Source organism: Klebsiella sp. 10-1 (assembly GCF_009758445.1).
Classification (GTDB): Bacteria; Pseudomonadota; Gammaproteobacteria; order Enterobacterales; family Enterobacteriaceae; genus Klebsiella; species Klebsiella scottii.
In genome coordinates this window covers 57,554-83,002 of the sequence record NZ_WQRE01000003.1, presented here as the reverse complement: position 1 = coordinate 83,002, position 25,449 = coordinate 57,554, and the positions used below count along the sequence as shown (strand labels likewise).

Here is a 25,449-nt window from a genome sequence, read left to right as displayed (position 1 = left end):
TCTCAGATGGACAAATTATTTATTTTCATACGCATCATTTCGCTGAGCGCCGGTGAAGCATCGCTTTTCACGCCCGCTTCCCACGCCGCGCGAGCGCCCTGCTTGTCGCCTTTATCCAGCAGAATCTCACCGCGGAGATCGGCAACAATCGCGGTCCAGCCTTCGCCTTTAATCCCCTCAAGGGTTTTCAGCGCCGCATCAGGATTTTTCAGCTGCAGCTGCACGCGAGCAAGACGCATATTGATAACCGACTTCAGATTATCATCCGGCGCGGCGGCTAATCCCTGCTGGAGCTGCTTTTCAGCGTTCTGCAGATCGTTTTTATCAACAAAGCGCTGCGCCAGCTCCAGGGAGGCAAACGCACCGTAGGCATTTTTGCTATCAGCGGCGAACTTTTGCGCCGAAGTCAGCGCTTCGGGCTTATCCGATTTAAGCGCGGAAATAGCATTCTCATAGGCTAAAGAGGAGTCTCTGGCCGTATCCTGCTGATGAGAATTCCAGTAGCGCCAGCCAACCAGCGCCCCAATCCCTAAAATCACCCCAACGGCCAGCGCTTTGCCATTTTCGGCAAAGAAGCGCTTCAGCGCATCGACCTGATCGTTTTCGTTGTTATACGTTTCCACGCAGTCCTTCTCCTGACTAATGATTCCCGGGAGATTAACCCAGAAGTGTGCGCAAATGCGCGGCAACGCTATCCTGCGTTACGGTAGTTTGCTCACCTGAGCGTAAATCCTTCACTACCACGTTTCCGTCAGCAATTTCTGATTCACCGACCACAAGAGCTATGCGAGCGCCCCATTTATCAGCACGGCCAAACTGTTTCTTAAAGTTGCCGCCGCCGTGGTTGGTCATCAGCTTAACGCCGGGCAGCTCATCGCGAACCCGCTCAGCCAGACGCATTGCTGCGGACTGGGTATCGGTTCCGGAGGCTACCAGGTATATATCGACAACAGGATCGGCTTTAAATTCCGGATTAACGGCCTGGACCAGTAAAACAAGACGTTCCAGCCCCATCGCAAAGCCGACTCCCGGCGTTGCGCGCCCGCCCAGCTGTTCGACCAGACCGTCATAGCGGCCGCCGGCACAGACGGTACCCTGCGAGCCGAGGCTGGTGGTTACCCACTCAAACACGGTGCGGTTATAGTAATCAAGCCCGCGCACCAGACGCTGGTTAACGGTATAGGCGATGCCCGCGGCGTCTAACAGCGCGCACAGGCCGGCAAAGTGCTGTTTGGACTCTTCATCCAGGTAGTCGCCCAGCGCCGGCGCATCGTTCAGCAACGCCTGCACTTCCGGGTTCTTAGAGTCCAGAACGCGCAGCGGGTTAGTGTACATGCGGCGTTTGCAGTCTTCGTCGAGCTTATCTTTAAACTGCTCAAGATAGGCGACCAGCGCATCGCGATAGCTGGCGCGCGCTTCCAGCGAACCGATGGAGTTCAGCTCCAGCGCAACGTGCTCAGAGATCCCCAGCTCGCGCCACCAGCGGGCGGTCAGCATAATCAGCTCGGCGTCGATATCCGGCCCCTGCAGACCAAAGACCTCAACCCCCATCTGATGGAACTGGCGATAGCGGCCCTTCTGCGGACGCTCATGGCGGAACATCGGACCGACGTACCACAGACGCTGTTCTTGATTGTACAGAAGACCATGCTCGATGCCGGCACGTACGCAGCCCGCAGTCCCTTCCGGACGCAGCGTCAGGCTATCGCCATTGCGGTCCTCAAAGGTATACATCTCTTTTTCAACCACGTCGGTCACTTCGCCGATCGCGCGTTTGAATAACGGGGTCTGCTCTACAATCGGCAACCGAATTTCGCTGTAACCGTAGCTACCGAGCACCTGTTTCAGTGAGCCTTCAATGCGCTGCCAGAGAGCGGTCTCGCCCGGCAGATAATCGTTCATGCCACGGATGGCTTGAATGTTCTTTGCCACGTTTATTCTCTTTATATATATACAAAAATGAACCCCGGCGCGTTGCGCCCGCGGGTCCAATCATACACGGGAAGTCTTACGCTGCCCCGGATTATTTCTCTTCAACCTGCTGGACGTCAATACGGCGCGCTTCATCAAGCATCGAGGCTTTCGCACGGATACGCGCTTCCAGCTGATCGATCATATCGTCGTTATCCAGCCGGTCTCTACGCACGCCGTCTTCATACAGGCCGCTCTTCTTATTGCCGCCGGTGACGCCGAGCGTCGAAACCAGCGCTTCGCCTGGGCCATTCACCACGCAGCCGATGATCGAAATATCCATCGGGGTAATGATATCTTCCAGCCGCTGCTCCAGCGCGTTGACGGTCCCGATCACGTCAAACTCCTGACGCGAGCAGGTTGGACAGGCGATAAAGTTAATCCCGCGAGCGCGAATGCGCAGAGACTTCAGGATATCGAAGCCAACCTTGATCTCTTCAAGCGGATCCGCCGCCAGCGAAATGCGCAGCGTATCGCCGATCCCTTCGTTAAGCAGCAGGCCGAGGCCGATCGCCGATTTTACCGCGCCGCTACGGGCGCCGCCGGCTTCGGTGATCCCAAGATGCAGGGGCTGATCGATCTGCTTCGCCAGCAGGCGATAGGATTCCACCGCGAGGAAAACATCCGACGCCTTTACGCTGACCTTGAACTGATCGAAGTTCAGACGATCGAGATGATCGACGTGGCGCATGGCTGATTCCAGCAGCGCCTGCGGCGTAGGCTCGCCGTACTTTTCCTGCAGATCTTTTTCCAGCGAACCGGCGTTAACGCCGATACGGATAGGAATATTTTTATCACGGGCGCAGTCAACAACCATGCGAATACGCTCTTCGTTGCCGATGTTTCCCGGGTTAATACGCAGACAATCCACCCCGTACTCCGCCACTTTCAGGGCGATACGGTAGTCAAAGTGAATATCGGCGACCAGCGGTACGTTGACCTGCTGTTTGATAAGCCTGAACGCTTCCGCCGCATCCATCGTCGGAACGGAGACGCGGACGATGTCCGCGCCAACGCGCTCTAGTGCTTTGATTTGATTTACGGTCGCGGCCACATCGGTGGTGCGCGTATTGGTCATCGACTGGACGGCGATGGGGGCGCCATCGCCAATCGGCACATTCCCAACGTAAATTCGTTTCGATTTTCTACGTTGAATCGGAGCCTGGTTATGCATGAAAAATCTCCCGCGTTACCCGTCTGTTACTGCGCCGGTGATGTTTCGGCATTAAGGGTCAGACGCGCAACCTGGTTAGTTCTGATAAAACGACTCAAATCGACTGGTTTACCCAGATACTGAATCTGTACCGCAGCCGGCGCACCGATTTTCAGCTTATAAGGTGCCTGGCCGCTTAAATTCAGGTTACCGCCTTTGCGTTGCAAACCGCTGAACAGCTTCTTACCGGTTGCATCGCTGACTTCCAGCCAGCAGTCGGCAGAGAAGTTCAGGACCAGATCCTGAGCCGCAGCGGCTGCGGTCACGTTCGCCTGATCGGTTGGCAGCGGAGAGGCCGGGGCCGCAGCGCCTGCCGCGGTATCGACCTGCGCCTGAGACGGAGCAACGACGGCGTTATTATTCGCCGCAGTCGGTACGGACGCCGCTGGGGCCGGAGCCGGCGCGGTAGAGGTATCTACAGGCGCGCTGTTCGCCACGCTGTTGGCGCCGTCCGGCGCCGTGTTATCGGCACCGTTATCTAAAGGAATGTTCTGGCTGCCGCTGTCGCCCGCATTCAGCTCAGCGGTTGACTGGTCGGCCATTGTGGTAATCTCTTCCTGCTGCGCCTTATGGTCTTGCCACCACCAGGCGCCGCTCAGGCCAATCACCACAAACAGCACCAGCCAGGTGAAGCTCATCAGCCAGCCGTCGCGCTTTTTACGGCATTTGCCCAGAGAGAAGCTCTGCATCGGCGCAACTTTCGCCGCGCGGATAGGTGCCTGTTTTGCCATCATCGGCAGCAGTTCTTCTTCCGGAATATGCACGAGACGCGCATAGGAGCGGATGTAGCCGCGCAGGAAGGTTGAAGCGAGGTCGGCTGGCGCCTTGTCGTCTTCGATATCACGAACCGTGGAAACCTTCAGGCATAAGCGCTCAGCCACCGCTTGCTGGCTGAGCCCGAGTTGTTCGCGGGCATTGCGCAGACGCGTGCCCGTAGTGTTTGCTTCTTGATGATCTTGAGTGGCTTCAGTATTCATTCGACAACTACTGGTACGTGAAATTTAAAGTTCAGCGCCGGTAAAACCCGCGCCGCGAAACATCTGCTAAACGTCAGACAAATAGTATAAGTCCGTATGGCGAACTATCACAGATACTTATCAATATTGAATTCTAAGCGGTTGTTGTGCCGCTACATACTGCCTCAAAGTCGACAAAAACGCACCGTAATTATTGGCCGAATCAGCCTATTTCGCCCACCGGTTCAACATAATTATGCAGCGCGCGTGAAATATTGCGCGCCGCACATTTATCAGATCGCTTTCACATCAATCGTTTCGCCCTGCATACGCTTGCGCAGCGTACGTTTGGTACGGTCGATAACGTCACCGGCAAGCTGTCCGCAGGCGGCATCGATATCGTCGCCGCGCGTTTTACGCACGATGGTGGTGAAGCCATAATCCATCAGCACCTTGGAGAAACGGTCGATGCGGCTGTTGGAGCTACGGCCATACGGCGCGCCCGGGAACGGGTTCCAGGGGATCAGGTTGATCTTGCACGGCGTATCCTTCAGCAGCTCCGCCAGCTCGTGCGCATGCTCGGTGCCGTCGTTGACGTGATCGAGCATCACGTATTCGATCGTCACCCGGCCCTGGTTGGCGTTGGACTTGGAAATATAGCCGCGCACCGAGTTCAGGAAGGTCTCGATGTTGTACTTTTTGTTGATCGGCACGATCTCATCGCGGATCGTATCGTTCGGCGCGTGCAGAGAGATGGCAAGCGCGACGTCTATCATATCGCCGAGCTTATCCAGCGCCGGGACAACGCCGGAAGTGGAGAGCGTTACGCGACGCTTGGAGAGACCAAAACCAAAGTCGTCGAGCATAATTTCCATCGCCGGCACGACGTTGGTCAGGTTCAGCAGCGGCTCGCCCATCCCCATCATGACCACGTTGGTGATAGGACGCTGGCCGGTAATTTTTGCCGCGCCGACGATTTTCGCCGCGCGCCAAACCTGGCCGATAATTTCTGATACCCGCAGGTTGCGGTTAAAGCCCTGCTGCGCCGTCGAACAGAATTTACACTCTAACGCACAGCCAACCTGAGAGGAGACGCACAGAGTCGCGCGATCGTCCTCCGGGATATATACCGTTTCAACGCGCTGATCGCCGACGGCAATCGCCCATTTTATCGTGCCATCGCTGGAGCGCTGCTCCTCGACGACTTCCGGCGCGCGAATTTCCGCGACTTCCTTCAGCTTGCCGCGCAGAACTTTGTTGATATCGGTCATATCATCAAAGTCATCGCTGCAGTAGTGATACATCCATTTCATCACCTGATCGGCGCGGAAGGGCTTTTCGCCCATGTTTTTGAAAAACTCGCGCAGCTGCTGACGGTTCAGATCCAGCAGGTTAATTTTGGCATCTTTGTTCGGCACCGTCAGAGCGGCGTTATCAGGCGTGACAATATGTTCAGACATAATCTATTCCGGCCTCGTTGTTACACGTTATGGCCCCAGGAGGGTTGAAAAAAAGAAGCGCCCCAATGAACGAGTGCTCGTCCAGGGGCGCTGCATTGTACAAAGTCTGGTGTATCAATACCACGTTTGCACGCGGCAATGATGAAAAAATCTGTTGCTGCGTACTTAATCCTCTATGGCTTTTCGATTGTCGAAAAGCTGAGGATCTGAATTTCCAAAGTATTTCACGTCACGGCGAGGCGGCAAGTTCGCAAATCCCCGGGAGCATAGATAGCTATGTGACCGGGGTGCGCGAATGAAGCCAACAAAGCGGTGGCGTGAAAGACGCAGGAGATTAACGGGTGCGCGGGCAAACTTCGCCTTCGGCGAAGAAGAACGCGATTTCGCGGGCAGCAGATTCAACGGAGTCGGAACCGTGGGTGCCGTTCTCGGTGAAGCTGTCAGCGTAGTCAGCACGCAGGGTGCCGGCCAGCGCGTTGTCCGGGTTAGTTGCGCCCAGCAGGTCACGGTGACGCTGCACGGCATTTTCGCTTTCCAGAACGGATACGACGATCGGGCCGGAAGTCATAAACTCAACCAGACCGTCAAAGAACGGGCGACCTTCGTGCTCGGCGTAGAAACCGCGAGCCTGCTCAACGGTCAGGTGCAGCATTTTGGTGCCGACGATTTTGAACCCTGCAGCTTCGAAGCGAGAAAAGATGCCGCCAATAACGTTTTTTGCCACCGCGTTTGGTTTAATGATGGAAAAAGTACGTTCAATAGCCATGATTACCTCTAATAAAATTTTATGTTGTTGGGCATACGATCGTATGGCCTGGCGCGCATTATAATGAGCAACTCAGGCGCTGCCTATGGATGAAGGTAACATTTTGTTAAAATAAGACGAGCTTTAGCAACACAAAAAGCAGGGCCTTGCCGCCCCGACTTTATTGCAGAGTGAAATTCGCCGCCGCAACCTGCCCCGCCTCATCCATAACCACCAGCTGATAGCTATCCAGCCGCTCCAGGGTCAGGCTCGCGCCGGCCCCCGCCGCCTCCAGCGGTTCGCCGTTGAGAAACCACCAGCGTCGCCCTTCGCCGCCGGTAGTCTGCAGCGGCACCACCACCCGCGCCGCGCCGGGCAAACGCTTAATGACCGCGCCATCGCGAATGCCGGAAAGCACCAGCGGCGCGGCATCTGCGCCTGGCGGCGGCGGACACTCCGCCGATGCCGGGCCGAGCCTTGCCCGACGGCGCTCGTTCGCCGGCAGCCACGGCTCCAGCGGCAGCGGCCAGACGTCGACGTTTTTCTCCACCGCGCCCGGACAGTCGGCCGCGACCCGCAGCCCGTGCTTATCTACCCATACCGGAAAACGAATGCCGCGCACGCCTTCCTGACCCGGCAACAGCAGCGTCGGCGGCTGGCTATCGTCGAGCAGCCAGGTAGCCAGCCGACGGCGGCAGTTGGCGTCTCCCGGCGGCAGGTTCTGCCCGCCGGGCCAGCAGATGGTTGCCGCCCTCACCGACGGCGGGCGCGGATCGGCAGGCAGCCCATCGCGCCCCGCCGTCGGCCGCGCCAGCAGCATATTGTTGACCTGATTTAGCAGCGGTACCGCGCTGGCGAAGCCAAACTGCCCGACCACCGGCGTACCGTCAGGCCGCCCGGTCCAGATACCGATAAGATAGCGGGCGTTAACGCCAACCGCCCAGGCGTCGCGATAGCCGTAGCTGGTGCCGGTTTTCCACGCCAGCGGAACCACCTGAACCAGCGAGTCATCGGGGAGCGGCTGGGATCCACCGGCCAGAATTCGCCGCACTATCCACGCCGCCCCTGGCGACAGCAGCGGCCGCTCCACCAGCGGCGCGTCCGGCGTCATCCGCAGCCGACCCGCCTTGCCGTGACGGGCAAACGCGCTATACGCCGCCACGATATCCGCAAGCCGGGCGCCTGCGCCGCCAAGGATCAGCGACAGATTGGGCTCGGCGCCCGGCGGCAGCATCAGCGGCAGGCCGGCATTGCGCAGCGTGGCGGCAAACCGTTTTGGCCCGTAGGCTTCAAGCACCTGCACTGCCGGAAGGTTCAGAGAGCGCACCAGCGCGTCGCTGGCGCTGACCGGGCCATGAAAGCCGCTGTCAAAGTTACCGGGCCGATAATCGCTGAACCGCCGCGGGACGTCCTGCAGTAGAGAGGCCGGATGAATCAGCCCCTCGTCCAGCGCCATGCCGTAGACAAACGGCTTCAACACGGAGCCCGGAGAACGGATCGCCGACACCATATCGATGTGCCCAAAGCGGCTGTCGTCGCTAATATCCGCCGACCCGACCCAGCCCCGCACGCGCATATCGGTATGATCGACGACGACAATCGCCAGCGAGCTGCGCGGCGGCAGGCGCGATTTCCAGTTGAGGGCTAAATCCTCCAGCTGGCGCTGCAGCCCGGCATCGAGGGTCGTCACCACCTTGTCTTCGCCGCTGCTTGCCAGCATCCGCCGGGAAAAAAGCGGTGCCAGCTGCGGCATCTGGCGGGGGAACAGCCATACCGGCTCTTCCACGGCCTCGCGCACCGTCTTCTCCGACCACACGCCCTGGGTTTGCATACGCGCCAGCACTTTATCGCGCGCCGCCTGAGCCCGCTGCGGCCAGCGATCCGGACGCAGACGGCTCGGCGCCTGCGGCAGCACCGCCAGCAGGGCCGCTTCGCCGTAGCTGAGCCGGGCCGGCGGTTTCCCTAGGTAAGCCCAGCTGGCGGCGCCGATCCCCTGCAGCGTGCCGCCAAACGGCGCGCGGTTGAGATACAGGGTCAGGATCTCGCTTTTCGATAAATGCCACTCCAGCTGCAGCGCGCGCCACAGCTGGCGCAGCTTGCCGCCGAAGGTTCGGGGATGAGGGTCGAGCAGGCGCGCAACCTGCATAGTCAGCGTGCTGCCGCCCGAAATGACGCGCCCGGAGGTTGCGTCCTGCCAGGCTGCGCGGGCAATGGCCAGCGGGTTTACGCCGGGGTGATCCCAGAACCAGCGGTCTTCGTACTGGATCAGGGCCTGCAGATAGCGCGGCGACACGTCATCAAGAGTCACCGGATAGCGCCAGACGCCCTGCTTGTCCGCAAAGCGCCACAGCGGCGTACCGTCCTGGGCCACCACCACCCGGGCCGGAGCCACCTCGTGCAGCGGCAGCGGCCACAGGCGATCCGCCGCCAGCAGCGCCAGCCACAGCAGGAACGGCGTCGCCGCCAGCCATCGCCAGCGGCGCCTTATCTTCACCAACCGCCGCATTTACGGAGTGACGATCAGCGGGCCGCTGGCCGTACCGGTTGCCCGCCACTGCGGAACGTACATCGATTCCACCTGCGGCTGCGGCACCTGATAGGTCCCAGGCGTCACCGCCCGCGCCAGGTAGACCAGCGTAACCGGCTGCCCTTCGTTTACCGCTACCGCGGCAACAAAGCGATCGTCGCGGAATTCGATATGCTGAATATCCGCCTGCTGCATGTGGTTGAGCAGGTTCTGCACCGCCTCTCCGTTCTCCTGCAGGCTGGCGCTGCTGTTTGCCAGGTTCTGGTTTTCCAGCTCAAGCCCCGCCGGCAGCAGATCGACGACCAGCGCATCCGGCACATTACGTTTAGCGGTAATTTCCAGCTTCACCAGCACCAGCTCGCCGCTGCGCAGCGAGCTCAGCGATTTTTGCTGCCCGCGAGTGTCGAAGATCTGCCGTTCAATACCCAGCACGTTGCCCGAAGGCTGCGGGGCGCTAAGCGGATAGCCGCTGCTGTCAAGACGCAGCCAGAGCGGCTGGCTGCCGGTATTGCTGACCTGCAGCGCCGCCAGCTGGTCGCCGGTCAGGTTGCGGGTCTGCGCTTTATCCGCCGCGAGCGGCTGCGCCTGCAATGAGGTTTGCGCCTGCCAGCTGCCGGGTAAATCCTGCAGCGCGCGGCCGGCAAGGAACAGCGCGTTGCTCTCCTGAGTAGAGAGCCAGCGCTGGCCGTAGGCCTCATCAGCCAGATTGCTCAGCAGCGAGTTTTGCGCCTCCGGCAGCAGCTTATTCTCCTCCAGCAGCGCCAGCTTCAGCGCATCATCGCGCAGCGCGCTGCCGTAATCGCCCAGCCAGCGATCCCGATCCTGACGCGGCGTGCTCATCGCCAGCTTCAGCGCCTGCTCGCCGCGCGGCGCGTCGCCCATCGCTTTCAGCGCAATGCCGAGCTGCAGCAGCGGCAGGCCGGATCGCGCCTGGTCATGGCGGGTCCAGATTTCACGCAGCGCGCCAAGGGGCGCCTTTTGCTGACGAGCCAGCACCAGAGCGGCGTAGGCCTGGGCGGCAAAGCGGCTGGCCGGCGCGTCGTCGCTGTAGCGCACGGTCATCAGCCCCGGCTCCTGCAGATAGCGCAGCAGGCGCTGGTTACCGTTATTGATAGCGTTGGCCGGCACGCTGTAGCCCTGCTCGCCCGCCCGCACCAGGAAGTCCATAGCGTAGGCGGTCAGCCAGTACTCCTCCGGCCCGTTTTTATCCCATAGCGCAAAGCCGCCGTCGTCGCGCTGCATCTGCAGCAGGCGCGCGATTCCGAGATCCACCGCCGCGCGGCGTTTTTCATCGCTGTCGCCCTCAATGCCCAGCGTTTTCAGCTGCGCCGCGCTGGCGTAGAGCGACGGGAACAATCCGCTGGCGGTCTGTTCCAGGCAGCCGTAAGGATAGGCTTTCAGCTCGCGAATATAGCGGGCCAGATTAAGCGGCGGCTTGCCGCTGAACACCAGTTGCCCCTGCAGGGTCGCCGGCGAGAAGCCGAGCGTTTGCTCCGGCGGCGCCTGCCAGCTTTCGCCAGGCTGCAGCACCGCGCCAACGTTGACCGTCTGCGCCGGGAAGGCCGGACGGACGCCAATTTTCCACTGCTTTTGCAGCGGGGCGAAGGTCTCGCCCGGCAGGTTCAGGCCGCTAATGGTCGCGCTGAGCTGGCCGTCGCCAAACCCCTCTTTGGCGCTAACCGGCACAAACAGGGTGCGACGCGCGCCCGGCACCAGCTGAACCGGCGCGATTGCCGGCTGCGCAAGCTGCAGCAGGCCGCCGGCGCTAAGCGCAACGTTCAGCGTTTGCGGCCTGTCGGTCAGGTTGCTGAGATCCAGCGCCAGGCGCGTGGTATCGCCGCTGGCGAGGAAGCGCGGCGTATTCAGCTCGGCAATTACCGGCGCGGCGACCACCACTTTGTCTTCGCTGCTGCCAAAATCATCGGCGGTCCACGCCTGGGCCATCACCCGCAGCTCGCCGTTAAAATCACCGATCGGCAGCGTCACGGTTCCTTCGCCATTGTCATCAAGCGTTACCGGCCGGGCCTGCTGCGCAATAATCGTCACGTGATTGACCGGCGGCTTACCGCCGCGCTTGAGCTCGTCACCGTCGCCGCCGAAGCGCAGGCTCGCCAGTCGTCCCTGGCCCTCAATCACCTGGCCGTAGATATCGTAAATATCCGCCCCGTAGCGCTTCTGGCCAAAAAAGGCGTTCCACGGGTCCGGCGTCGCGTAGTCGGTAATGTTCAGCACGCCGCTATCAACGGCCGAGAGCAGGACATTCACCTGCTTCGGCGTCTCGCCCTCTTTAACGCTGGCTTTCACTTTTACCGTCAGCGGCTGGTTGGGACGCATTTTTTCCGGCGCATCCAGCGCAAGGGTCAGGCGGCGGTTTTCATCGCCGAGCGGCAGATGCAGCAGCCCCACCGCCCGTTTCGGCGTCGCGGAGCGCGATTTGTCGCCTGGGCGAATCACCAGCGTGCTGAGGTAGAGGTCATGGCGGTTCCAGGCTTGATCGACCGGGATCGACAGATCCATCCCTGCGGCCGGAACGTCAATTTCCTGCCACCACAGCGGGCCTTCGCTGGACTCGACCAGCGCATAGCCTTTGCCTGCCGCCGGCGCGGCGATATGCAGCTTGATGGTGTCACCGGGCTTGTAGGCCGGTTTATCCAGCTTCATGGTGACCCGGTCCGGGCGCGCGGCCCCCGCGCCGTCGCTGTTATCCTGCCAGCTGTAGCCGGCCCAGAAGCGCACGCTGCTGACCGCGCCCTCCGGGTCCTTCACCTCCAGCCGGTAAGAGCCCCACTCCACCGGGAAGCTGACCTTCGCCGTTTGTCCGGCCTGCAGATCCAGCGACTCTTCACCCTCCTGCAGATCTTTCTGGTCGAACTGCGACTGCCAGCCTTCGCTATCCGACCAGTTCCAGTAGTAGTCGCGGCGTTCGCGAATGAGGCGCACCTGCAGTCCGGAGACCGCTTTTTTGTCTCCGGCGGCATCGGCATAGACAATCTCGAATCCGGCGGTGCTGTTTTCATCCACCACCGGCTGCTTCACCGTGCTGTCGGTCCGGTAGTCATACACGTCTTTCAGGGTGAATTCAGGACGGATGCCCGGCAGGGCATCGGCAGGCCAGATAGCCTGCTGCACGGTGCGGGTCACGGGACGACCGCCGGACTCCAGCAGGCTGGCTTGTAAAATCACCTGCAGCGGCGAATGGCTATCCTGCCACTGGCTGGCGGTGGTCACTTCCCCGTGGCCTTTTTCGTCCAGCGTCATCTGTACTTCATCGAGGCTGCGGGAGAGGTTTTCCTCGGCAATATCGCCGAACTGGAAGCCCGGCAGCGCGGCGACCGCGTCGCGCAGCGGACGCAGGAACAGTTTCCCCTGCAGCTGGTTGCCGCTGGCAGGCGCGCCGTATAAATAGGCCCCGGCGACGGCAAAGGTCACGTCGGCATCCGGCGCAACGGCAGCCTTTTGCGCGCTCAGGTTCAGCGCCATACGCTCGGGCATGAAGTCTTCAACGTGGAAGTCCCACTCGCGCGGCTGATTGTCGCCGGTGCTGGCGCGGATATGCCACATGCCGGTGGCCGCGCCGGCGTCGAGCGGCCAGGTAAACTGATACAGGCCGTTCACCGGCTGGCTCACCAGGGAGCGGATCACCTGGCCGTCCGGCTGAACCACATCGAACTTCACCGGCTGCTCGGCCAGCGGCCTGCCGTCGCCGTCGCGCAGCAGCGCGTTGAGGATCACCGTCTCCCCCGGGCGATAGAGATCGCGAGGGCCAAACATAAAGAACTGCTTGCTAAAACCGGGGGCCCCGGAAATGGCGAACTCCGCCAGATCCAGCGCGGGCAGCTTGAGATCCAGCAGGGTGGTTTGCCCCTCTTTGCGCGCCAGCAGCAGCGCGGCGTCTTTATCGGTTTGCAGCGTCACGTAGCCCTGGCCGTCGCTTTTGGCCTGCGCCAGCGTCTGCCCTTTGGCGTTGAGCAGCTGAACCTCGATACCGGACTGCGCCGCGCCGTTTTCGAGGCTTTGGGTAAAGACGTCCAGCCGGTTATGGTAGCGATGCGCCGAGACGCCAATATCGCTGAGCGTAAACAGCGTCGCGGCGTTGCTGTAGCTGTAATGGCCCGCCTGGTTCATCACCGCCACGTAGACGCCCGGCTGCTGCAAGGGTTTGATATCCGCCAGCGGCAGCAGCAGCTTTTCCCGCGTATTGCGCGCCGGATTGAGGTCAAAACGTCCGCTGTAGACCAGGTCGGCCATTTTTAGCAGCTCGTCGGACTCCCAGTTGCTTAACGAATTCCGGTACTCCCACTGGCTGACGAAGGCAGACAGCGATTCGGGTTTGATACGGAAGAAGTTCACGTCGACGCTATCGACGTTCAGGGCCATCACCGGCAGCCCGGCCACGACTTTGCCCGGCAGCAGCGAGCCCCGGCTGGCAAAGCCGATGCTGGGGGCGACGTCGCGGGTGGCGATCGTTTTTTCAAAAGAGGTGCCGAAGGTCGCGGTATTCAGCGCGGTCAGCGTGGGGTCAACGGAGACAATCAGCTCCCGTTTCGGCTCAAGATGGCGCAGGCGCAGCTCTTTCAGGTTCGGCGCCAGCTCCCAGGCGCCGTCAACCTTCCCGCTTTTTTTATCGACAAGGTGCACGCTGCGGGAGAAATCCTGATCTGGCTGCAGCGGAACGGAGAAGGTCAGGACCAGCGTCGCCGCGCCGTCCAGCTGGACTTCCGAGGCGTCGAGCAGCGTCAGCGCCTTGCCTTTACTTTTCTCCGCCAGCTTAGCGAGCTGGGCGCCGTCCGGTTTCGCTGCGCCCTGATTATCCGCAGAAGAAGATGCGGCTGGCGCAGCGGTCTGAGTTTTGCCGCTGTCGTCGCAGCCGGCAAGCGAAAGAGCGGTAAGCAGCGCCAGAGATAGCGTCGCTAAACGAAATGGTTTCATCCTTTAACCCCTTGGCCCAAACAGCCAGATACCTGTAGTGAACACATTATTATGCGTCAACGGCGGAATTACCAATTGCTTATAGTATCCGCAGCGCGCCGACGGCCTGATTTTCCCGATGATATAATTTCAGCGATAGGTTTTACCCGGCAGATGAGAATAATAACGACGGCGTATTTGCGTCCGGGCAGCGCGAAAGATTACAACAAACTTCGCACGATGAATATAAAACATATCGCAGAGCGCAATTAAAAATAAGAGAGAGTGATAATACGCAGGTTTAATTATAATGTGAAAGCGCATACTTCCGACCGGCTGAATTCTGAAATTAACATTAGTCCCCTCCTGTAAATTGACAACCTGCTGGTTTTCTCTTACTTGAACGCTATGCCGTGATATCTCATGCCGCCCTTACCTTCGCGTCAGCCGTCCCTTCTCATCTTCAGATGGAGAAATGGCTTCACTGCCGCTGCCCGGCCAGGCGCATGATTCACGGTATATGTTAATGGCCACGTCGGCTAAAAAACTTCTGGTGGTAGCACTGACCGCCCGTTCTGCGGAATCAATAACGGCACAACAGTCATCCGTTCCGTATTGACATATGAAATAAGTAATATGGGAATTATTTATGTCACAAATGAGCGCTCTTTTAATTATTATTTTTATTCTTTATACAGGCGATGTTATTTCGACCCGCACCAAAGCCTGGGTCCCTTCCGTCTTTGTCTGTGCGGTGCTGTTTCTGGGCGGGTACTGGACATTTTTCCCGGCCGATATTATCAGCCGGGCGGGGATCACGGCCCCCGTCGCCATCATGCTGATGTATCTGCTGATTACCAATATGGGGACCCTGCTGTCGCTGAAGGAGCTCATGCGCCAGTGGAAAACGGTGATCGTCGCGCTTGCGGGTATCGCCGGGATAACGGTGGCCGTCTTCGCGGTGAGCCTGCTGCTGTTTGACCACAACACCGCGCTGGTTACCATCCCACCGCTGGTCGGCGGGATCGTTTCATCATTGATTATGTCGCAAGGCGCTAGCAACGCCGGGCTGGTGGATCTGTCGGTGCTGGCGATTCTGATTTACGTGATGCAGGGATTCGCCGGCTATCCCCTCACCGCCATCATGCTGCAACGCGAAGGAAAAGCGTTGCTTACGCGCCACCGCAGCGGCGAGCATCATCCTGATAGCGCTGAAGATGAACGGACCCTCCTCGCCTGCGGTGAGGAAATGATGCCGCATCTGTTTAGCCGCATCCCCACCAGCTACAACAGTACCTATTTTAAATTCCTGCGCCTGGCGATGGTGGGCTGCCTGGCCTGGTTTGTCTCCGAGCTGGCAAAACCCATCGTCAGCATCAGCCCGTTCGTACTGTGCCTGTTTTTTGGCGTGGTCTTTACTTCATTGGGCTTTCTTGAAAAACATACGCTGCAAAAAGCGAACGGGTTCGGCTTTGCCGTAATGGCATTGATGCTGTTTATCTTTGATACCTTGAACAAAGCCACGCCGGATATGCTGCTGCGCCTGCTTTATCCGATGGCGGTGCTCATCGCCACGGCGGTTATCGGCATGTTTATCGTTTCCTGGGCCGTAGGGAAAGCGCTCGGCGTAAGCGGCGCCATGTCATTCGCCATCTCCCTGACCGCGCTGTACGGCTTTCCGGCGGATTACATCATCACCAACGAAGCCATTAACTCCCTCACCCAGGATGAAAAAGAACGCCAGATGCTGACTCAGCACATGCTGGGGCCAATGCTGGTCGGCGGGTTTATCTCCGTGACGATTGTTTCCGTCATCCTGGCCGGAATACTGGTGGGTTATCTGGCGCCGGTTATCGGCTGAAGTCTTTCATTTTCTACGTCCCTATGGAGTCCGTTTTATGATTAACCCCGCTATTACCGCCATCATCGCCAGAGAAGAGCAGGCGACAATCGACTTTCGCCGCGATCTACACGCCCACCCGGAGCTGCCGTGGGAGGAACGGCGAACGACGGAGCGCGTCGTGGCAGAACTGGAGAGCATCGGTATCGCCTGCCGTCGTACCGTTCCGACCGGCGTCATTGCAGACATCGCCGGCGGCAGGCCGGGCAAGACGGTCGCCCTGCGCGCCGATATGGATGCGCTGCCGGTGCAGGAGCTCAACGATCGGCTCAGCTATAAATCGCAAATCGCCGGGAAAATGCACGCCTGCGGGCATGATTCCCATACCGCAATGCTGCTCACCGCTGCCCGCGCGCTGTACGAGGTTCGCGAGCAGATGGCCGGTAACGTGCGTTTAATTTTTCAGCCCGCCGAGGAGATTGCCGAGGGGGCGAAAGCCATGATCGACCAGGGCGCGCTCGATAGCGTCGACAACATTTTTGGCATGCACATCTGGTCCGGTTCGCCTTCCGGTAAAATCTCCTGCAACGTGGGGTCGTCGTTTGCCTCCGCGGATTTACTCAAAGTCACTTTTCGCGGTCGCGGCGGTCACGGTTCAATGCCGGAGGCCTGCATCGATGCGGCGGTCGTCGCCTCCGCCTTCGTGATGAATTTGCAGGCTATCGTGGCGCGTGAAACTTCGCCGCTGGAATCCGCGGTGGTCTCTATCGGCCGAATGGATGTCGGCACCCGGTTCAACGTGATTGCCGAAAATGCCGTCCTGGACGGCACCGTGCGCTGTTTCAGCATCGAAACCCGCCAGCGCCTGGAGGCCGCAATAACGCGCTATGCGCAGCATACCGCGGCGATGTATGGTGCGACCGTTGACGTCGACTACTGCTACGGCACGCTGCCGGTGATTAACGAAGAGCGCAGCGCACGGCTGGCGCAATCGGTGATCCGCGAGGCCTTCGGCGACGACGTGCTATTCAGCGAAAAGCCCACGACCGGCGGGGAGGATTTCAGCTTTTATATGCAGGACATTCCCGGCTGTTTTGCCCTGCTCGGCTCCGGCAATAAAGAGAAAGGGAGCGACTACGCCCACCATCACGGATGCTTCAATATCGATGAGCAGGTGATGAAAACCGGCGCCGGGCTGTACGCCCAGTACGCCTGGCGCTATCTGCATCAAGACCGCTTCTGATCGTTTCTCCCCGGCGTGCGCCGGGGACATATCACATTACGATATGTATTACGTGAAAATGCCTTGTCGGTAAGGGCAAAAACATCAACAATCTATCTATTGTTGATGACACGGAGATAGCCATGTCCACTTCGTTTTTTATCGCCGCCGACTGGTTAGCGGAACATATTGATGACCCGGAAATCCAGATTATCGATGCCCGAATGGCGCCGCCAGGGCAGGAAGATCGCGATTTGCACGCCGAATATCGCGCAGGTCATATTCCCAACGCCGTATTTTTCGATATTGAAGCGCTTTCCGATCGCACCAGCCCGCTGCCGCATATGATGCCGCGAGCGGAAGCCTTCGCCGTTGCGATGCGCGAGCTTGGCGTGAGCAGCGATAAGCATCTGGTGGTTTACGATGAAGGCAACCTCTTCTCGGCGCCGCGCGCCTGGTGGATGCTGCGGACCTTCGGGGTAGAAAAAGTCTCTATTCTCGCCGGAGGGCTGGCCGGCTGGCAGCGCGATGAGCTGCCGCTGGAGCAGGACGATCCGCAGCTACCGGAGGGCGAATTCGACGGCCGCTTCGATCCGCTGGTGGTTAAGCGGCTGACCGACGTGCTGCTGGTGAGCCATGAAGGATCGGCCCAGATCGTCGACGCGCGTCCGGCCGGGCGCTTTAACGGTCTCGTCGATGAGCCGCGTCCTGGCCTGCGCCGGGGGCATATTCCCGGGGCGCTGAACGTCCCGTGGACCGAGCTGGTGATTAACGGCGAGCTGAAAACTATCGACGAGCTGAATGATATTTTCCTGCGTCAGGGCGTGGATTTTGAGCGGCCGATTATCGCCAGCTGCGGGTCCGGCGTCACGGCGGCCGTGGTGGTGCTGGCGCTGACGACGCTGGGCGTCAACGGCGTCTGCCTGTATGACGGTTCGTGGAGCGAATGGGGCGCCCGCCCGGATCTGCCGATAGAGCCGGCGCAATAAAAATAGCGGCGGGGTTAATGCCCCGCCGTCATCAGATAATGCGGTTCTGCTTGAAATCGCGCAGGAAGCTGCCCCAGCGCTTTTCATAGAATGGCGCGATATGGGCAATCATAAAGTGGCTGATGCCCTTCTCCCCTTCCACGACCTGACAAATATCGATCGGCTCATCGCCGGGCTGCGTGTCGGTTGCCACGCTGCCGGTCGCCTGGATGACCTCTTCAATATCCCCCTCGGCCTCAATGCCGATAAGCAGATTCGCCGGCGCGTCGGCGCTGTCCTTAATCGAGCATAGAAACGCGCGCTTTACGGTTTTCAGGGATTTAAAGAGCGTGGTCAGCGAATCCACCATCTGCGCCGGTGGCTCGGCCACCTCAGACAGCAGCAGAGGCTGCCCGCCTTCCAGCACGGTTTGCGCGCTGAGAGGACCGCCATCTTCACCCAGCAGATGCTTGATTTCGTTCGGCGTAAACTCTTTTCCGGCCGGCAGTTTGGCATTGAGGAACAGCGTCTCGCCCAGCGTCATCGCCATCAGCGTACGCGCCGGCATCGCCACAAAAGACTGCTCGTCTTCGACCGCCTGCTGCAGCGCCTCCAGCGAGGTAAAAAAGGGAATGACCGAGGCGCCATCATCTTTTTCCCAGTGCTGCAGGTCTACGGCGCTCTCTTCGACAACCTGTTCACCTTCCGCCGCCGCGCCGGGCACCCAAACGGTGGACTCCAGCAGCGTACGGAAAAAAGCCGGGCGATGGCCTGGCTCAATCGCCGCCTTTTCCAGCAGCGTTTCTAATTCATTTTTAGTTTCGGACATGGCTCTCACAACATCAGAATCAGAAATCCCCCGGCCGTGGACGCGGGCCGGGGTGAGACAATCCGGGGCGCCAGCGCCCCGCCATTTTTACTCTGCGGTTAACAGATTGGCAATCGTGCGCACGCCGAGCCCCGTCGCGCCGGCTGACCACTGCTCAACGGCGGATTTACGATAGGTCGCGGAGCAGTCGATATGCAGCCAGCCCTGGTGATAGTTCTCAACGAAATGGGAGAGGAATCCTGCCGCCGTGCTGGCGCCCGCCGGATAGGCGGCGCTGCCGGTGTTGTTCAGCTCGGCGAAGTTCGACGGCAGTTGGCCGCGGTGGAATTCCGCCAGCGGCAGACGCCAGAAGGCTTCGTTTTCCGCCTGCGCGCTCGCCAGCAGGCGAGCCGCCAGCGCGTCGTCGAAGCTGAACAGCGCGTGGTAATCGTTGCCCAGCGCGGTTTTCGCCGCTCCGGTCAGCGTCGCCGCGTCGATAATCAGCTCCGGCTTCTGCGCAGACGCATCAATTAGCCCATCCGCCAGCACCAGACGGCCTTCGGCGTCGGTGTTCATAATTTCTACGGTTTTACCGTTACGGTAGCGAATGATATCGCCAAGCTTGAAGGCGTTGCCGCTAATCAGGTTGTCAGCGCAGCACAGGTAGAGCTTCACGCGCTTATTCAGGCCGCGGGAGATCGCAAACGCCAGCGCGCCGGTGACCGTTGCCGCGCCGCCCATGTCGGACTTCATCGAATCCATAAACGCGCTCTGCTTGATGCTGTAGCCGCCGGAATCGAAGGTGATGCCTTTCCCGACCAGGCAGGCATAGACCGGCGCGTCTTTATCGCCGGTTGGGTTGTAGTCCAGCGCCAGCAGGACCGGCGGGCGCTCGGAGCCGCGTCCTACGGTATGCAGACCAAGATAGTTCTGCTCGCGCAGGTCCTCGCCTTTGGTGATGCGGTAAGAGACGTTATCGCAGCCAACGCCGCACAGCAGATCGACCGCGCGCTGGGCCAACTGCTCCGGACCTAACTCTTCCGCCGGCGCGTTAATGGTGTCGCGCACCCAGTCAATAATGGCCAGACGGCTATCCAGCTCGCGCTTTTGCGCATCATCCAGCGCCGGCCACTCAACCTGGCGGCTGCCTTTCGGCCCTTTATAGCCCGCCCAGAACGCCCACGCGCGATCGGTATTCCAGCCTTCGCCATCGAGAGCGACGTGCCTGATGCCCATCCCGTCAACTTTACGCGCCGCGCGCTGAATCAGGCCCAGGTCGTCTTTACCGTTCAGATGCAGGGTGATGCCGTCGTTGTTAATGCTGTAAGCCGCTTTTTCTCCCCAGCGCGCGTCGGCAGGTTGGGTCGTCAGCGTAATCTTCATGGCTTCGGTCATTTTATTCATCCTTATTAGCAAACGGGCCACCCTATGGCAGCCCGTTAAAATTTTTCCGCTAAATGATTCGCGTTGCAGGAAGGCGGCAAGTAAGCAAATCCCCTGGAGCATAGATAACTATGCGACTGGGGTGAGCGAACGCGGCCAACGCATCTGCAACGTGGAACATGACGCGAAAATTATTCTGCTTCGTCTAACCAGACTAGCAGAATTGCCTCCAGAATTTTTTCATTGGATGCGTTTGGATCGTCATTAAACTCTTCCAGCTCGCAAATCCACTGATGCAAATCGGTGAAGCGAACGGTTTTCGGGTCGAGATCCGGGAAGGCGTCATACAGCGCTTCGCCTATTTCGCGACTATCGGTCCATTTCAGTGCCATATCAATGCTCGCGTGCGTGGTTGATGGTGTAGCGCGGAATTTCGACGACCAGATCGTCGGCGGTCACGCGCGCCTGGCAGCTCAGACGGCTATCGGGTTCCAGCCCCCAGGCCTTATCCAGCATATCGTCTTCATCTTCAGTACTTTCGGCCAGCGAGTCAAAACCTTCACGCACGATGCAGTGGCAGGTGGTGCAGGCGCAGGATTTTTCACAGGCGTGTTCAATCTCAATACCGCTACGCAGCGCGGCATCAAGAATGGTCTCACCGATTTTAGCTTCCACAACTACGCCATCCGGGCACAGGTCCTGATGGGGTAGAAAAACAATCTTTGGCATATTAAACCTCGTCCACGGATTGGCCTTTCAGCGCGGTACGGACCGACTGGTCCATGCGGCGTGCGGCAAATTCCTGGGTTTGTGTGTCTGTATTTTTAATGGCTTCTTTTATTGCATCGGCGTCATCGCCTGCCGCCACCGCGCGCAGCTGCGCCGTTGCGTCATCGATAGCCTGACGTTCTGCGGCGCTTAACAGCGCGGCATCGCTGGCCAGCGCGCTTTCCAGGCTTTCCAGAACGCGTGCGGCTTCGACTTTTTGCTCGGCCAGCATTCGCGCCTTAACGTCCTGCTCGGCGTGGCTCATCGAATCTTTGATCATGGTGGCGATTTCGCTGTCGCTCAGGCCGTAGGAGGGTTTCACCTGAATGGACGCTTCGACCGCGGTCGATTTCTCCATAGCGGTGACGCTCAACAGCCCGTCGGCATCGACCTGGAAAGTGACGCGAATATGCGCCCCGCCCGCCGGCATTGCCGGGATACCGCGCAGCGCAAAACGCGCCAGCGAACGGCAGTCCTGCACCAGCTCGCGCTCGCCCTGCATAACGTGGATGGACATCGCCGTCTGACCGTCTTTAAAGGTGGTGAACTCCTGGGCGCGGGCCACCGGAATGGTGGTATTGCGCGGGATCACTTTCTCCACCAGACCGCCCATCGTTTCCAGCCCCAGAGAGAGCGGGATAACGTCGAGCAGCAGCAGTTCGCTGTCCGGCTTATTGCCGACCAGAATATCGGCCTGAATGGCGGCGCCAATAGCAACAACTTTATCCGGGTCAATAGTGGTCAGCGGGGTACGGCCAAAAAACTCGCCGACGCGCTCGCGCACCAGCGGCACGCGGGTAGAGCCGCCCACCATCACCACTTCCAGCACCTCTTCCGCGCTCACGCCGGCGTCCTTCAACGCGCGACGACAGGCCAGCAGAGTGCGCTTAACCAGCGGAGCAATCAGCTCATTAAAGTGGCTACGGGTGATTTCTCCCTGCCAGCCGCCGACGTCAACGCGGGCGGTTTCCGCTGTGCTAAGGGCAATTTTGGCCGCAATAGCCGCATCCAGCAGCTCACGCTGCAGGCGGTTATCGCTGCGATCGCTGAGGCCCGCCCGCTCGCGCAGATAGTCCGCCAGCAGATGGTCGAAATCGTCGCCGCCGAGCGCCGAGTCGCCGCCAGTGGCCAGAACTTCGAAGACGCCGCGGCTGAGGCGCAGAACGGAAATATCAAAGGTGCCGCCGCCGAGATCGTACACCGCGATAACCCCTTCCTGACCGGAGTCGAGACCGTAGGCAATCGCCGCCGCCGTCGGTTCGTTAAGCAGGCGAAGTACGTGCAGGCCGGCCAGACGCGCGGCGTCTTTAGTGCCCTGGCGCTGCGCATCGTCGAAATAGGCCGGCACGGTGATCACCACGCCGTCGAGCTCGCCGGCAAGGGCTTCCGTCGCGCGGGCGGACAGCGCCTTGAGGATATCGGCAGAAACGCGGACCGGATTAAGCAGACCGCCGGCGGTTTGAATCATTGGCAGACCGTTTTCGCTGGCCTGCAGCTGGTAAGGCAGATGCGGGTAGCGGGCCTGAATATCGACCAGAGAGCGGCCCATCATGCGCTTCACCGAGCTGATGGTGTTAACCGGATCCAACGCCGCATTCTGTCGGGCGTCATAGCCGACGCTGAGGCCGGACGTTTGGTAGTTCACCACCGAAGGCAGCAGGTAGCGCCCCTGGCGATCGGGCAGAGTTTCGGCCTGGCCGCTACGCACGGTGGCGACCAGTGAATTGGTGGTACCCAGGTCAATACCCGCCGCCAGACGACGCTGGTGCGGCGCGGCACTCAGGCCAGGCTCACTAATTTGTAATAAGGCCATAATTGCTTCCGAATATTAATTTACTCGTCATAATCTGTGCTGCAGCTACGTTGGCTGCATGGCGACCCGAATACGTTAGAGTGAAAAAAACTTTTCTTCGAGTTGTTCTGCTACGTTCTGAAGCTTATCGAGAAAACGCAGCTTACGCACGGTATCCGCCGCGGCCTCCCACGCTTCGCTGTCTAATTGCTCAACGACCTGCCGCTGACGGACGTCGTACATCCCCTTCACGCGCTGAATAAACGCGCTCAAACGCGCTTCATCCTGCGATTTTTCGATCTCATCCAGCTCTTCGCGCAGCTCCAGCTGTTCCATCAGGAACGCGGTATCGCGCACGGTGTGCTGCTCGCTGGCTAAATCGAAGCCGTGAAGCGAAAGGATGTATTCGGCGCGGGTCAGCGGATGACGCAGCGTTTGCCACGCCTGATTAATCGTCGCGGAGTGCTGCACGGAGGCGAGCTGTTCGGCGGCGCTGGCGCTGGCGAACCGGTCGGGGTGATACTGACGCTGCAAATCCTGGTACCGGACAGCCAGCTGTTCTTGCGAAAGGGTATAACTGACCGGTAACCCGAAGAGGGCAAAATAGTCCATAGTAACCTCAGGGTTAACGAGATAAAGCAAACCCCACGCACGGTACTCCGCAGTGGGGTTATATATCCGCGCCTCTCAGGACACATCTTAACCGGCGGCGTCCGCCTACTGTCGTAAGCCTATCGGGAAACGCCCGCGTGCCGCCTCGATGCTGCACCGAAATTTAGCGGATATAGTGCAGATTACACGTTGAAGCTTTCGCCGCAGCCGCACTCATCTTTGATGTTCGGGTTGGTAAACTTAAACCCTTCATTCAGGCCTTCTTTGACAAAGTCCAGCTGAGTGCCGTCGAGGAACTGCAGGCTTTTGCCGTCGATCACTACCTTGACGCCTTTATCTTCAAACACGGTGTCTTCTGCCGCCGGCTCGTCAACAAATTCCAGCACGTAGGCCATACCTGAACATCCGGAGGTGCGAACACCTAAGCGCAGGCCAAAGCCTTTGCCGCGGTTGGCCAGGAAGGTATTCACTCGCGACGCTGCGCTGTCGCTAAGAGTAATCGACATACAATAACCTCTTAATTATTTCGCTTCACGCTTGCTTTTGTAATCCGCAATCGCGGCTTTAATCGCGTCTTCCGCCAGGATAGAGCAGTGGATTTTTACCGGCGGCAGCTCCAGCTCATCGGCGATATCGGTGTTTTTGATAGCCTGAGCTTCGTCCAGAGACTTACCCTTCACCCACTCGGTAACCAGGGAGCTGGAAGCGATAGCGGAACCGCAGCCGTAGGTCTTGAAGCGCGCGTCTTCAATGATACCTTCATTGTTGACTTTAATCTGCAGCTTCATAACGTCGCCGCACGCCGGCGCGCCGACCATGCCGCTACCGACATTTTCATCGCTGTTGTCAAAAGAGCCAACGTTGCGCGGATTCTCGTAATGATCGATAACTTTTTCGCTGTATGCCATGATGAATTCTCCTTAATACCTACCGATTAATGATGTGACCATTCAATGCTGTTCAGATCCACGCCCTGCTTGAACATTTCCCACAGCGGAGAAAGATCGCGCAGACGACCAATGGAGTTACGAACCAGGTTGATGGTGTAGTCAATCTCTTCTTCGGTAGTAAAACGACCTAAAGAGAAACGGATAGAACTGTGCGCCAGTTCATCAGTCATGCCCAGCGCGCGGAGCACGTAGGACGGCTCAAGGCTCGCTGAGGTACAAGCGGAGCCGGAGGAAACGGCCAGGTCTTTCAGCGCCATAATCAGCGATTCGCCTTCAACATAGTTGAAGCTGACGTTGAGAATGTTCGGCGCGCCCTGGGTGAGGTCACCGTTGAGGTAAACCTCTTCCATATCTTTTACGCCTTCCCACAGACGGTTACGCAGACCGCGCAGGCGCGCCATCTCGGTTTCCATCTCTTCTTTCGCGATACGGTAAGCTTCGCCCATACCGACGATCTGGTGGACAGGCAGAGTGCCTGAACGCATGCCGCGCTCGTGACCGCCGCCGTGCATCTGCGCTTCAATACGAATACGCGGTTTGCGACGGACGTACAGCGCGCCAATGCCTTTCGGGCCATAAATTTTGTGACCGGAGAAGGACATCAGGTCAACTTTCAGCTGGCTCAGGTCGATAGGCAGTTTGCCCACACTCTGGGTGGCGTCAACGTGATAAATGATACCGCGTGCGCGGCACATTTCGCCGATGGTTGCGATGTCCTGCACCACGCCGATTTCGTTGTTCACGTGCATGATGGAGACCACGATGGTGTCATCGCGCATGGCCGCTTCCAGCTCTTTCAGATCGATAATACCGTTGCGCTGCGGCGCCAGGTAGGTGATCTCGAAACCTTCACGCTCCAGCTGGCGACAGGTATCCAGCACGGCTTTGTGCTCGGTTTTGCTGGTGATAATGTGCTTGCCTTTTTTCTGATAAAAGTTGGCTGCACCTTTAATCGCCAGGTTGTCGGATTCCGTTGCGCCTGAGGTAAAGACGATTTCGCGCGGGTCGGCACCGACCAGCTCGGCAATCTGATTACGGGCGATATCTACCGCCTCTTCAGCCTGCCAGCCAAAACGGTGTGAACGAGAGGCCGGGTTACCAAAGGTCCCGTCCAGGGTCAGAAACTGCATCATTTTCTCGGCAACACGCGGGTCCACCGGCGTTGTTGCGGAGTAATCGAGATAAATCGGTAATTTCATTGCTCTTTAACTCCGTACATCACTCAATGCAAGGAACCAGGCGGCCGGCTTGATGTACGACCGGGTAAACGGGATGTCGCAACATCCCGGCCTGATTCGAAAATCTTTTATAATTTTTACCCTAACT

The 25,449-nt window shown here is 59.2% G+C and carries 20 protein-coding genes; 3 read left to right on the top strand and 17 right to left on the bottom strand.

Annotation, left to right across the window (positions count from 1 at the left end):
* Positions 1 to 2: 2 nt before the first annotated feature.
* From GO007_RS12360 to GO007_RS12325, 8 genes are all read right to left on the bottom strand, one after another.
* Positions 3 to 623 (bottom strand): YfgM family protein, encoded by a 621-nt coding sequence (locus GO007_RS12360; RefSeq protein ID WP_095100315.1) that lies wholly within the window; start codon positions 621 to 623, stop codon positions 3 to 5.
* Between the two features lie 34 nt (positions 624 to 657).
* Positions 658 to 1,932, bottom strand: a complete 1,275-nt coding sequence (gene hisS / locus GO007_RS12355) for a histidine--tRNA ligase (RefSeq protein ID WP_095100312.1) — start codon at positions 1,930 to 1,932, stop codon at positions 658 to 660.
* A gap of 91 nt (positions 1,933 to 2,023) precedes the next feature.
* Entirely contained in the window at positions 2,024 to 3,145 is a 1,122-nt protein-coding gene (gene ispG / locus GO007_RS12350) for a flavodoxin-dependent (E)-4-hydroxy-3-methylbut-2-enyl-diphosphate synthase (RefSeq protein ID WP_095100309.1), read from the bottom strand.
* Between the two features lie 26 nt (positions 3,146 to 3,171).
* Positions 3,172 to 4,161: a cytoskeleton protein RodZ gene (gene rodZ, locus GO007_RS12345; protein ID WP_095100306.1), complete on the bottom strand. Its 990-nt coding sequence runs from the start codon at positions 4,159 to 4,161 to the stop codon at positions 3,172 to 3,174.
* A 272-nt stretch (positions 4,162 to 4,433) separates the two neighbouring features.
* Positions 4,434 to 5,600: a dual-specificity RNA methyltransferase RlmN gene (gene rlmN, locus GO007_RS12340; protein ID WP_095100303.1), complete on the bottom strand. Its 1,167-nt coding sequence runs from the start codon at positions 5,598 to 5,600 to the stop codon at positions 4,434 to 4,436.
* 334 nt (positions 5,601 to 5,934) lie between these two features.
* Positions 5,935 to 6,366 (bottom strand): nucleoside-diphosphate kinase, encoded by a 432-nt coding sequence (gene ndk, locus GO007_RS12335; protein ID WP_041146713.1) that lies wholly within the window; start codon positions 6,364 to 6,366, stop codon positions 5,935 to 5,937.
* Between the two features lie 160 nt (positions 6,367 to 6,526).
* Entirely contained in the window at positions 6,527 to 8,851 is a 2,325-nt protein-coding gene (gene pbpC / locus GO007_RS12330) for a peptidoglycan glycosyltransferase PbpC (protein WP_095100301.1), read from the bottom strand.
* Positions 8,852 to 13,801: an alpha-2-macroglobulin family protein gene (locus tag GO007_RS12325; RefSeq protein ID WP_095100298.1), complete on the bottom strand. Its 4,950-nt coding sequence runs from the start codon at positions 13,799 to 13,801 to the stop codon at positions 8,852 to 8,854.
* 628 nt (positions 13,802 to 14,429) lie between these two features.
* Here GO007_RS12325 and GO007_RS12320 point away from each other — a divergent pair.
* From GO007_RS12320 to sseA, 3 genes are all read left to right on the top strand, one after another.
* Positions 14,430 to 15,641 carry a hypothetical protein gene (locus GO007_RS12320; RefSeq protein ID WP_095100292.1) on the top strand — a complete coding sequence of 404 codons (1,212 nt, stop codon included), beginning with the start codon at positions 14,430 to 14,432 and terminating at the stop codon, positions 15,639 to 15,641.
* 37 nt (positions 15,642 to 15,678) lie between these two features.
* Entirely contained in the window at positions 15,679 to 16,863 is a 1,185-nt protein-coding gene (locus GO007_RS12315) for an amidohydrolase (protein ID WP_095100288.1), read from the top strand.
* Positions 16,864 to 16,985: 122 nt separating this feature from the next.
* Positions 16,986 to 17,831 carry a 3-mercaptopyruvate sulfurtransferase gene (gene sseA / locus GO007_RS12310; RefSeq protein ID WP_095100285.1) on the top strand — a complete coding sequence of 282 codons (846 nt, stop codon included), beginning with the start codon at positions 16,986 to 16,988 and terminating at the stop codon, positions 17,829 to 17,831.
* A gap of 31 nt (positions 17,832 to 17,862) precedes the next feature.
* On the opposite strand, the gene sseB is transcribed toward sseA, so the two are convergent.
* From sseB to iscS, 9 genes are all read right to left on the bottom strand, one after another.
* Entirely contained in the window at positions 17,863 to 18,639 is a 777-nt protein-coding gene (gene sseB / locus GO007_RS12305) for an enhanced serine sensitivity protein SseB (RefSeq protein WP_095100281.1), read from the bottom strand.
* A gap of 87 nt (positions 18,640 to 18,726) precedes the next feature.
* A complete protein-coding gene (gene pepB, locus GO007_RS12300) occupies positions 18,727 to 20,013 on the bottom strand; it encodes an aminopeptidase PepB (RefSeq protein ID WP_095100279.1) in 1,287 nt (428 codons plus the stop codon).
* A 179-nt stretch (positions 20,014 to 20,192) separates the two neighbouring features.
* The gene (iscX, locus tag GO007_RS12295) at positions 20,193 to 20,393 is read right to left on the bottom strand and encodes a Fe-S cluster assembly protein IscX (protein WP_041146721.1); all 201 of its coding nucleotides are present in this window, start codon (positions 20,391 to 20,393) and stop codon (positions 20,193 to 20,195) included.
* 1 nt (position 20,394) lies between these two features.
* Positions 20,395 to 20,730, bottom strand: a complete 336-nt coding sequence (fdx, locus tag GO007_RS12290; RefSeq protein WP_095100276.1) for an ISC system 2Fe-2S type ferredoxin — start codon at positions 20,728 to 20,730, stop codon at positions 20,395 to 20,397.
* A 1-nt stretch (position 20,731) separates the two neighbouring features.
* On the bottom strand, positions 20,732 to 22,582 hold the full coding sequence (gene hscA, locus GO007_RS12285; protein ID WP_095100274.1) for a Fe-S protein assembly chaperone HscA: 1,851 nt from the start codon (positions 22,580 to 22,582) through the stop codon (positions 20,732 to 20,734).
* A gap of 75 nt (positions 22,583 to 22,657) precedes the next feature.
* Positions 22,658 to 23,173: a co-chaperone HscB gene (gene hscB, locus GO007_RS12280; RefSeq protein WP_095100271.1), complete on the bottom strand. Its 516-nt coding sequence runs from the start codon at positions 23,171 to 23,173 to the stop codon at positions 22,658 to 22,660.
* 182 nt (positions 23,174 to 23,355) lie between these two features.
* A complete protein-coding gene (gene iscA / locus GO007_RS12275; protein ID WP_041146725.1) occupies positions 23,356 to 23,679 on the bottom strand; it encodes an iron-sulfur cluster assembly protein IscA in 324 nt (107 codons plus the stop codon).
* Between the two features lie 15 nt (positions 23,680 to 23,694).
* Positions 23,695 to 24,081, bottom strand: coding sequence for a Fe-S cluster assembly scaffold IscU (iscU, locus tag GO007_RS12270; protein WP_002913991.1), 387 nt, complete (start codon positions 24,079 to 24,081; stop codon positions 23,695 to 23,697).
* 26 nt (positions 24,082 to 24,107) lie between these two features.
* Entirely contained in the window at positions 24,108 to 25,322 is a 1,215-nt protein-coding gene (gene iscS / locus GO007_RS12265) for a cysteine desulfurase (RefSeq protein ID WP_095100269.1), read from the bottom strand.
* Positions 25,323 to 25,449 lie beyond the last annotated feature (127 nt).

What these genes read in the sequence shown, in the direction of transcription:
- ispG (WP_095100309.1), bottom strand. Translation starts at nt 3,145, where the DNA reads ATGCATAACCAGGCTCCGATTCAACGTAGAAAATCGAAACGAATTTAC.
- rodZ (WP_095100306.1), bottom strand. Translation starts at nt 4,161, where the DNA reads ATGAATACTGAAGCCACTCAAGATCATCAAGAAGCAAACACTACGGGC.
- rlmN (WP_095100303.1), bottom strand. Translation starts at nt 5,600, where the DNA reads ATGTCTGAACATATTGTCACGCCTGATAACGCCGCTCTGACGGTGCCG.
- ndk (WP_041146713.1), bottom strand. Translation starts at nt 6,366, where the DNA reads ATGGCTATTGAACGTACTTTTTCCATCATTAAACCAAACGCGGTGGCA.
- pbpC (WP_095100301.1), bottom strand. Translation starts at nt 8,851, where the DNA reads ATGCGGCGGTTGGTGAAGATAAGGCGCCGCTGGCGATGGCTGGCGGCG.
- GO007_RS12325 (WP_095100298.1), bottom strand. Translation starts at nt 13,801, where the DNA reads ATGAAACCATTTCGTTTAGCGACGCTATCTCTGGCGCTGCTTACCGCT.
- GO007_RS12320 (WP_095100292.1), top strand. Translation starts at nt 14,430, where the DNA reads ATGTCACAAATGAGCGCTCTTTTAATTATTATTTTTATTCTTTATACA.
- GO007_RS12315 (WP_095100288.1), top strand. Translation starts at nt 15,679, where the DNA reads ATGATTAACCCCGCTATTACCGCCATCATCGCCAGAGAAGAGCAGGCG.
- sseA (WP_095100285.1), top strand. Translation starts at nt 16,986, where the DNA reads ATGTCCACTTCGTTTTTTATCGCCGCCGACTGGTTAGCGGAACATATT.
- sseB (WP_095100281.1), bottom strand. Translation starts at nt 18,639, where the DNA reads ATGTCCGAAACTAAAAATGAATTAGAAACGCTGCTGGAAAAGGCGGCG.
- pepB (WP_095100279.1), bottom strand. Translation starts at nt 20,013, where the DNA reads ATGACCGAAGCCATGAAGATTACGCTGACGACCCAACCTGCCGACGCG.
- iscX (WP_041146721.1), bottom strand. Translation starts at nt 20,393, where the DNA reads ATGGCACTGAAATGGACCGATAGTCGCGAAATAGGCGAAGCGCTGTAT.
- fdx (WP_095100276.1), bottom strand. Translation starts at nt 20,730, where the DNA reads ATGCCAAAGATTGTTTTTCTACCCCATCAGGACCTGTGCCCGGATGGC.
- hscA (WP_095100274.1), bottom strand. Translation starts at nt 22,582, where the DNA reads ATGGCCTTATTACAAATTAGTGAGCCTGGCCTGAGTGCCGCGCCGCAC.
- hscB (WP_095100271.1), bottom strand. Translation starts at nt 23,173, where the DNA reads ATGGACTATTTTGCCCTCTTCGGGTTACCGGTCAGTTATACCCTTTCG.
- iscA (WP_041146725.1), bottom strand. Translation starts at nt 23,679, where the DNA reads ATGTCGATTACTCTTAGCGACAGCGCAGCGTCGCGAGTGAATACCTTC.
- iscU (WP_002913991.1), bottom strand. Translation starts at nt 24,081, where the DNA reads ATGGCATACAGCGAAAAAGTTATCGATCATTACGAGAATCCGCGCAAC.
- iscS (WP_095100269.1), bottom strand. Translation starts at nt 25,322, where the DNA reads ATGAAATTACCGATTTATCTCGATTACTCCGCAACAACGCCGGTGGAC.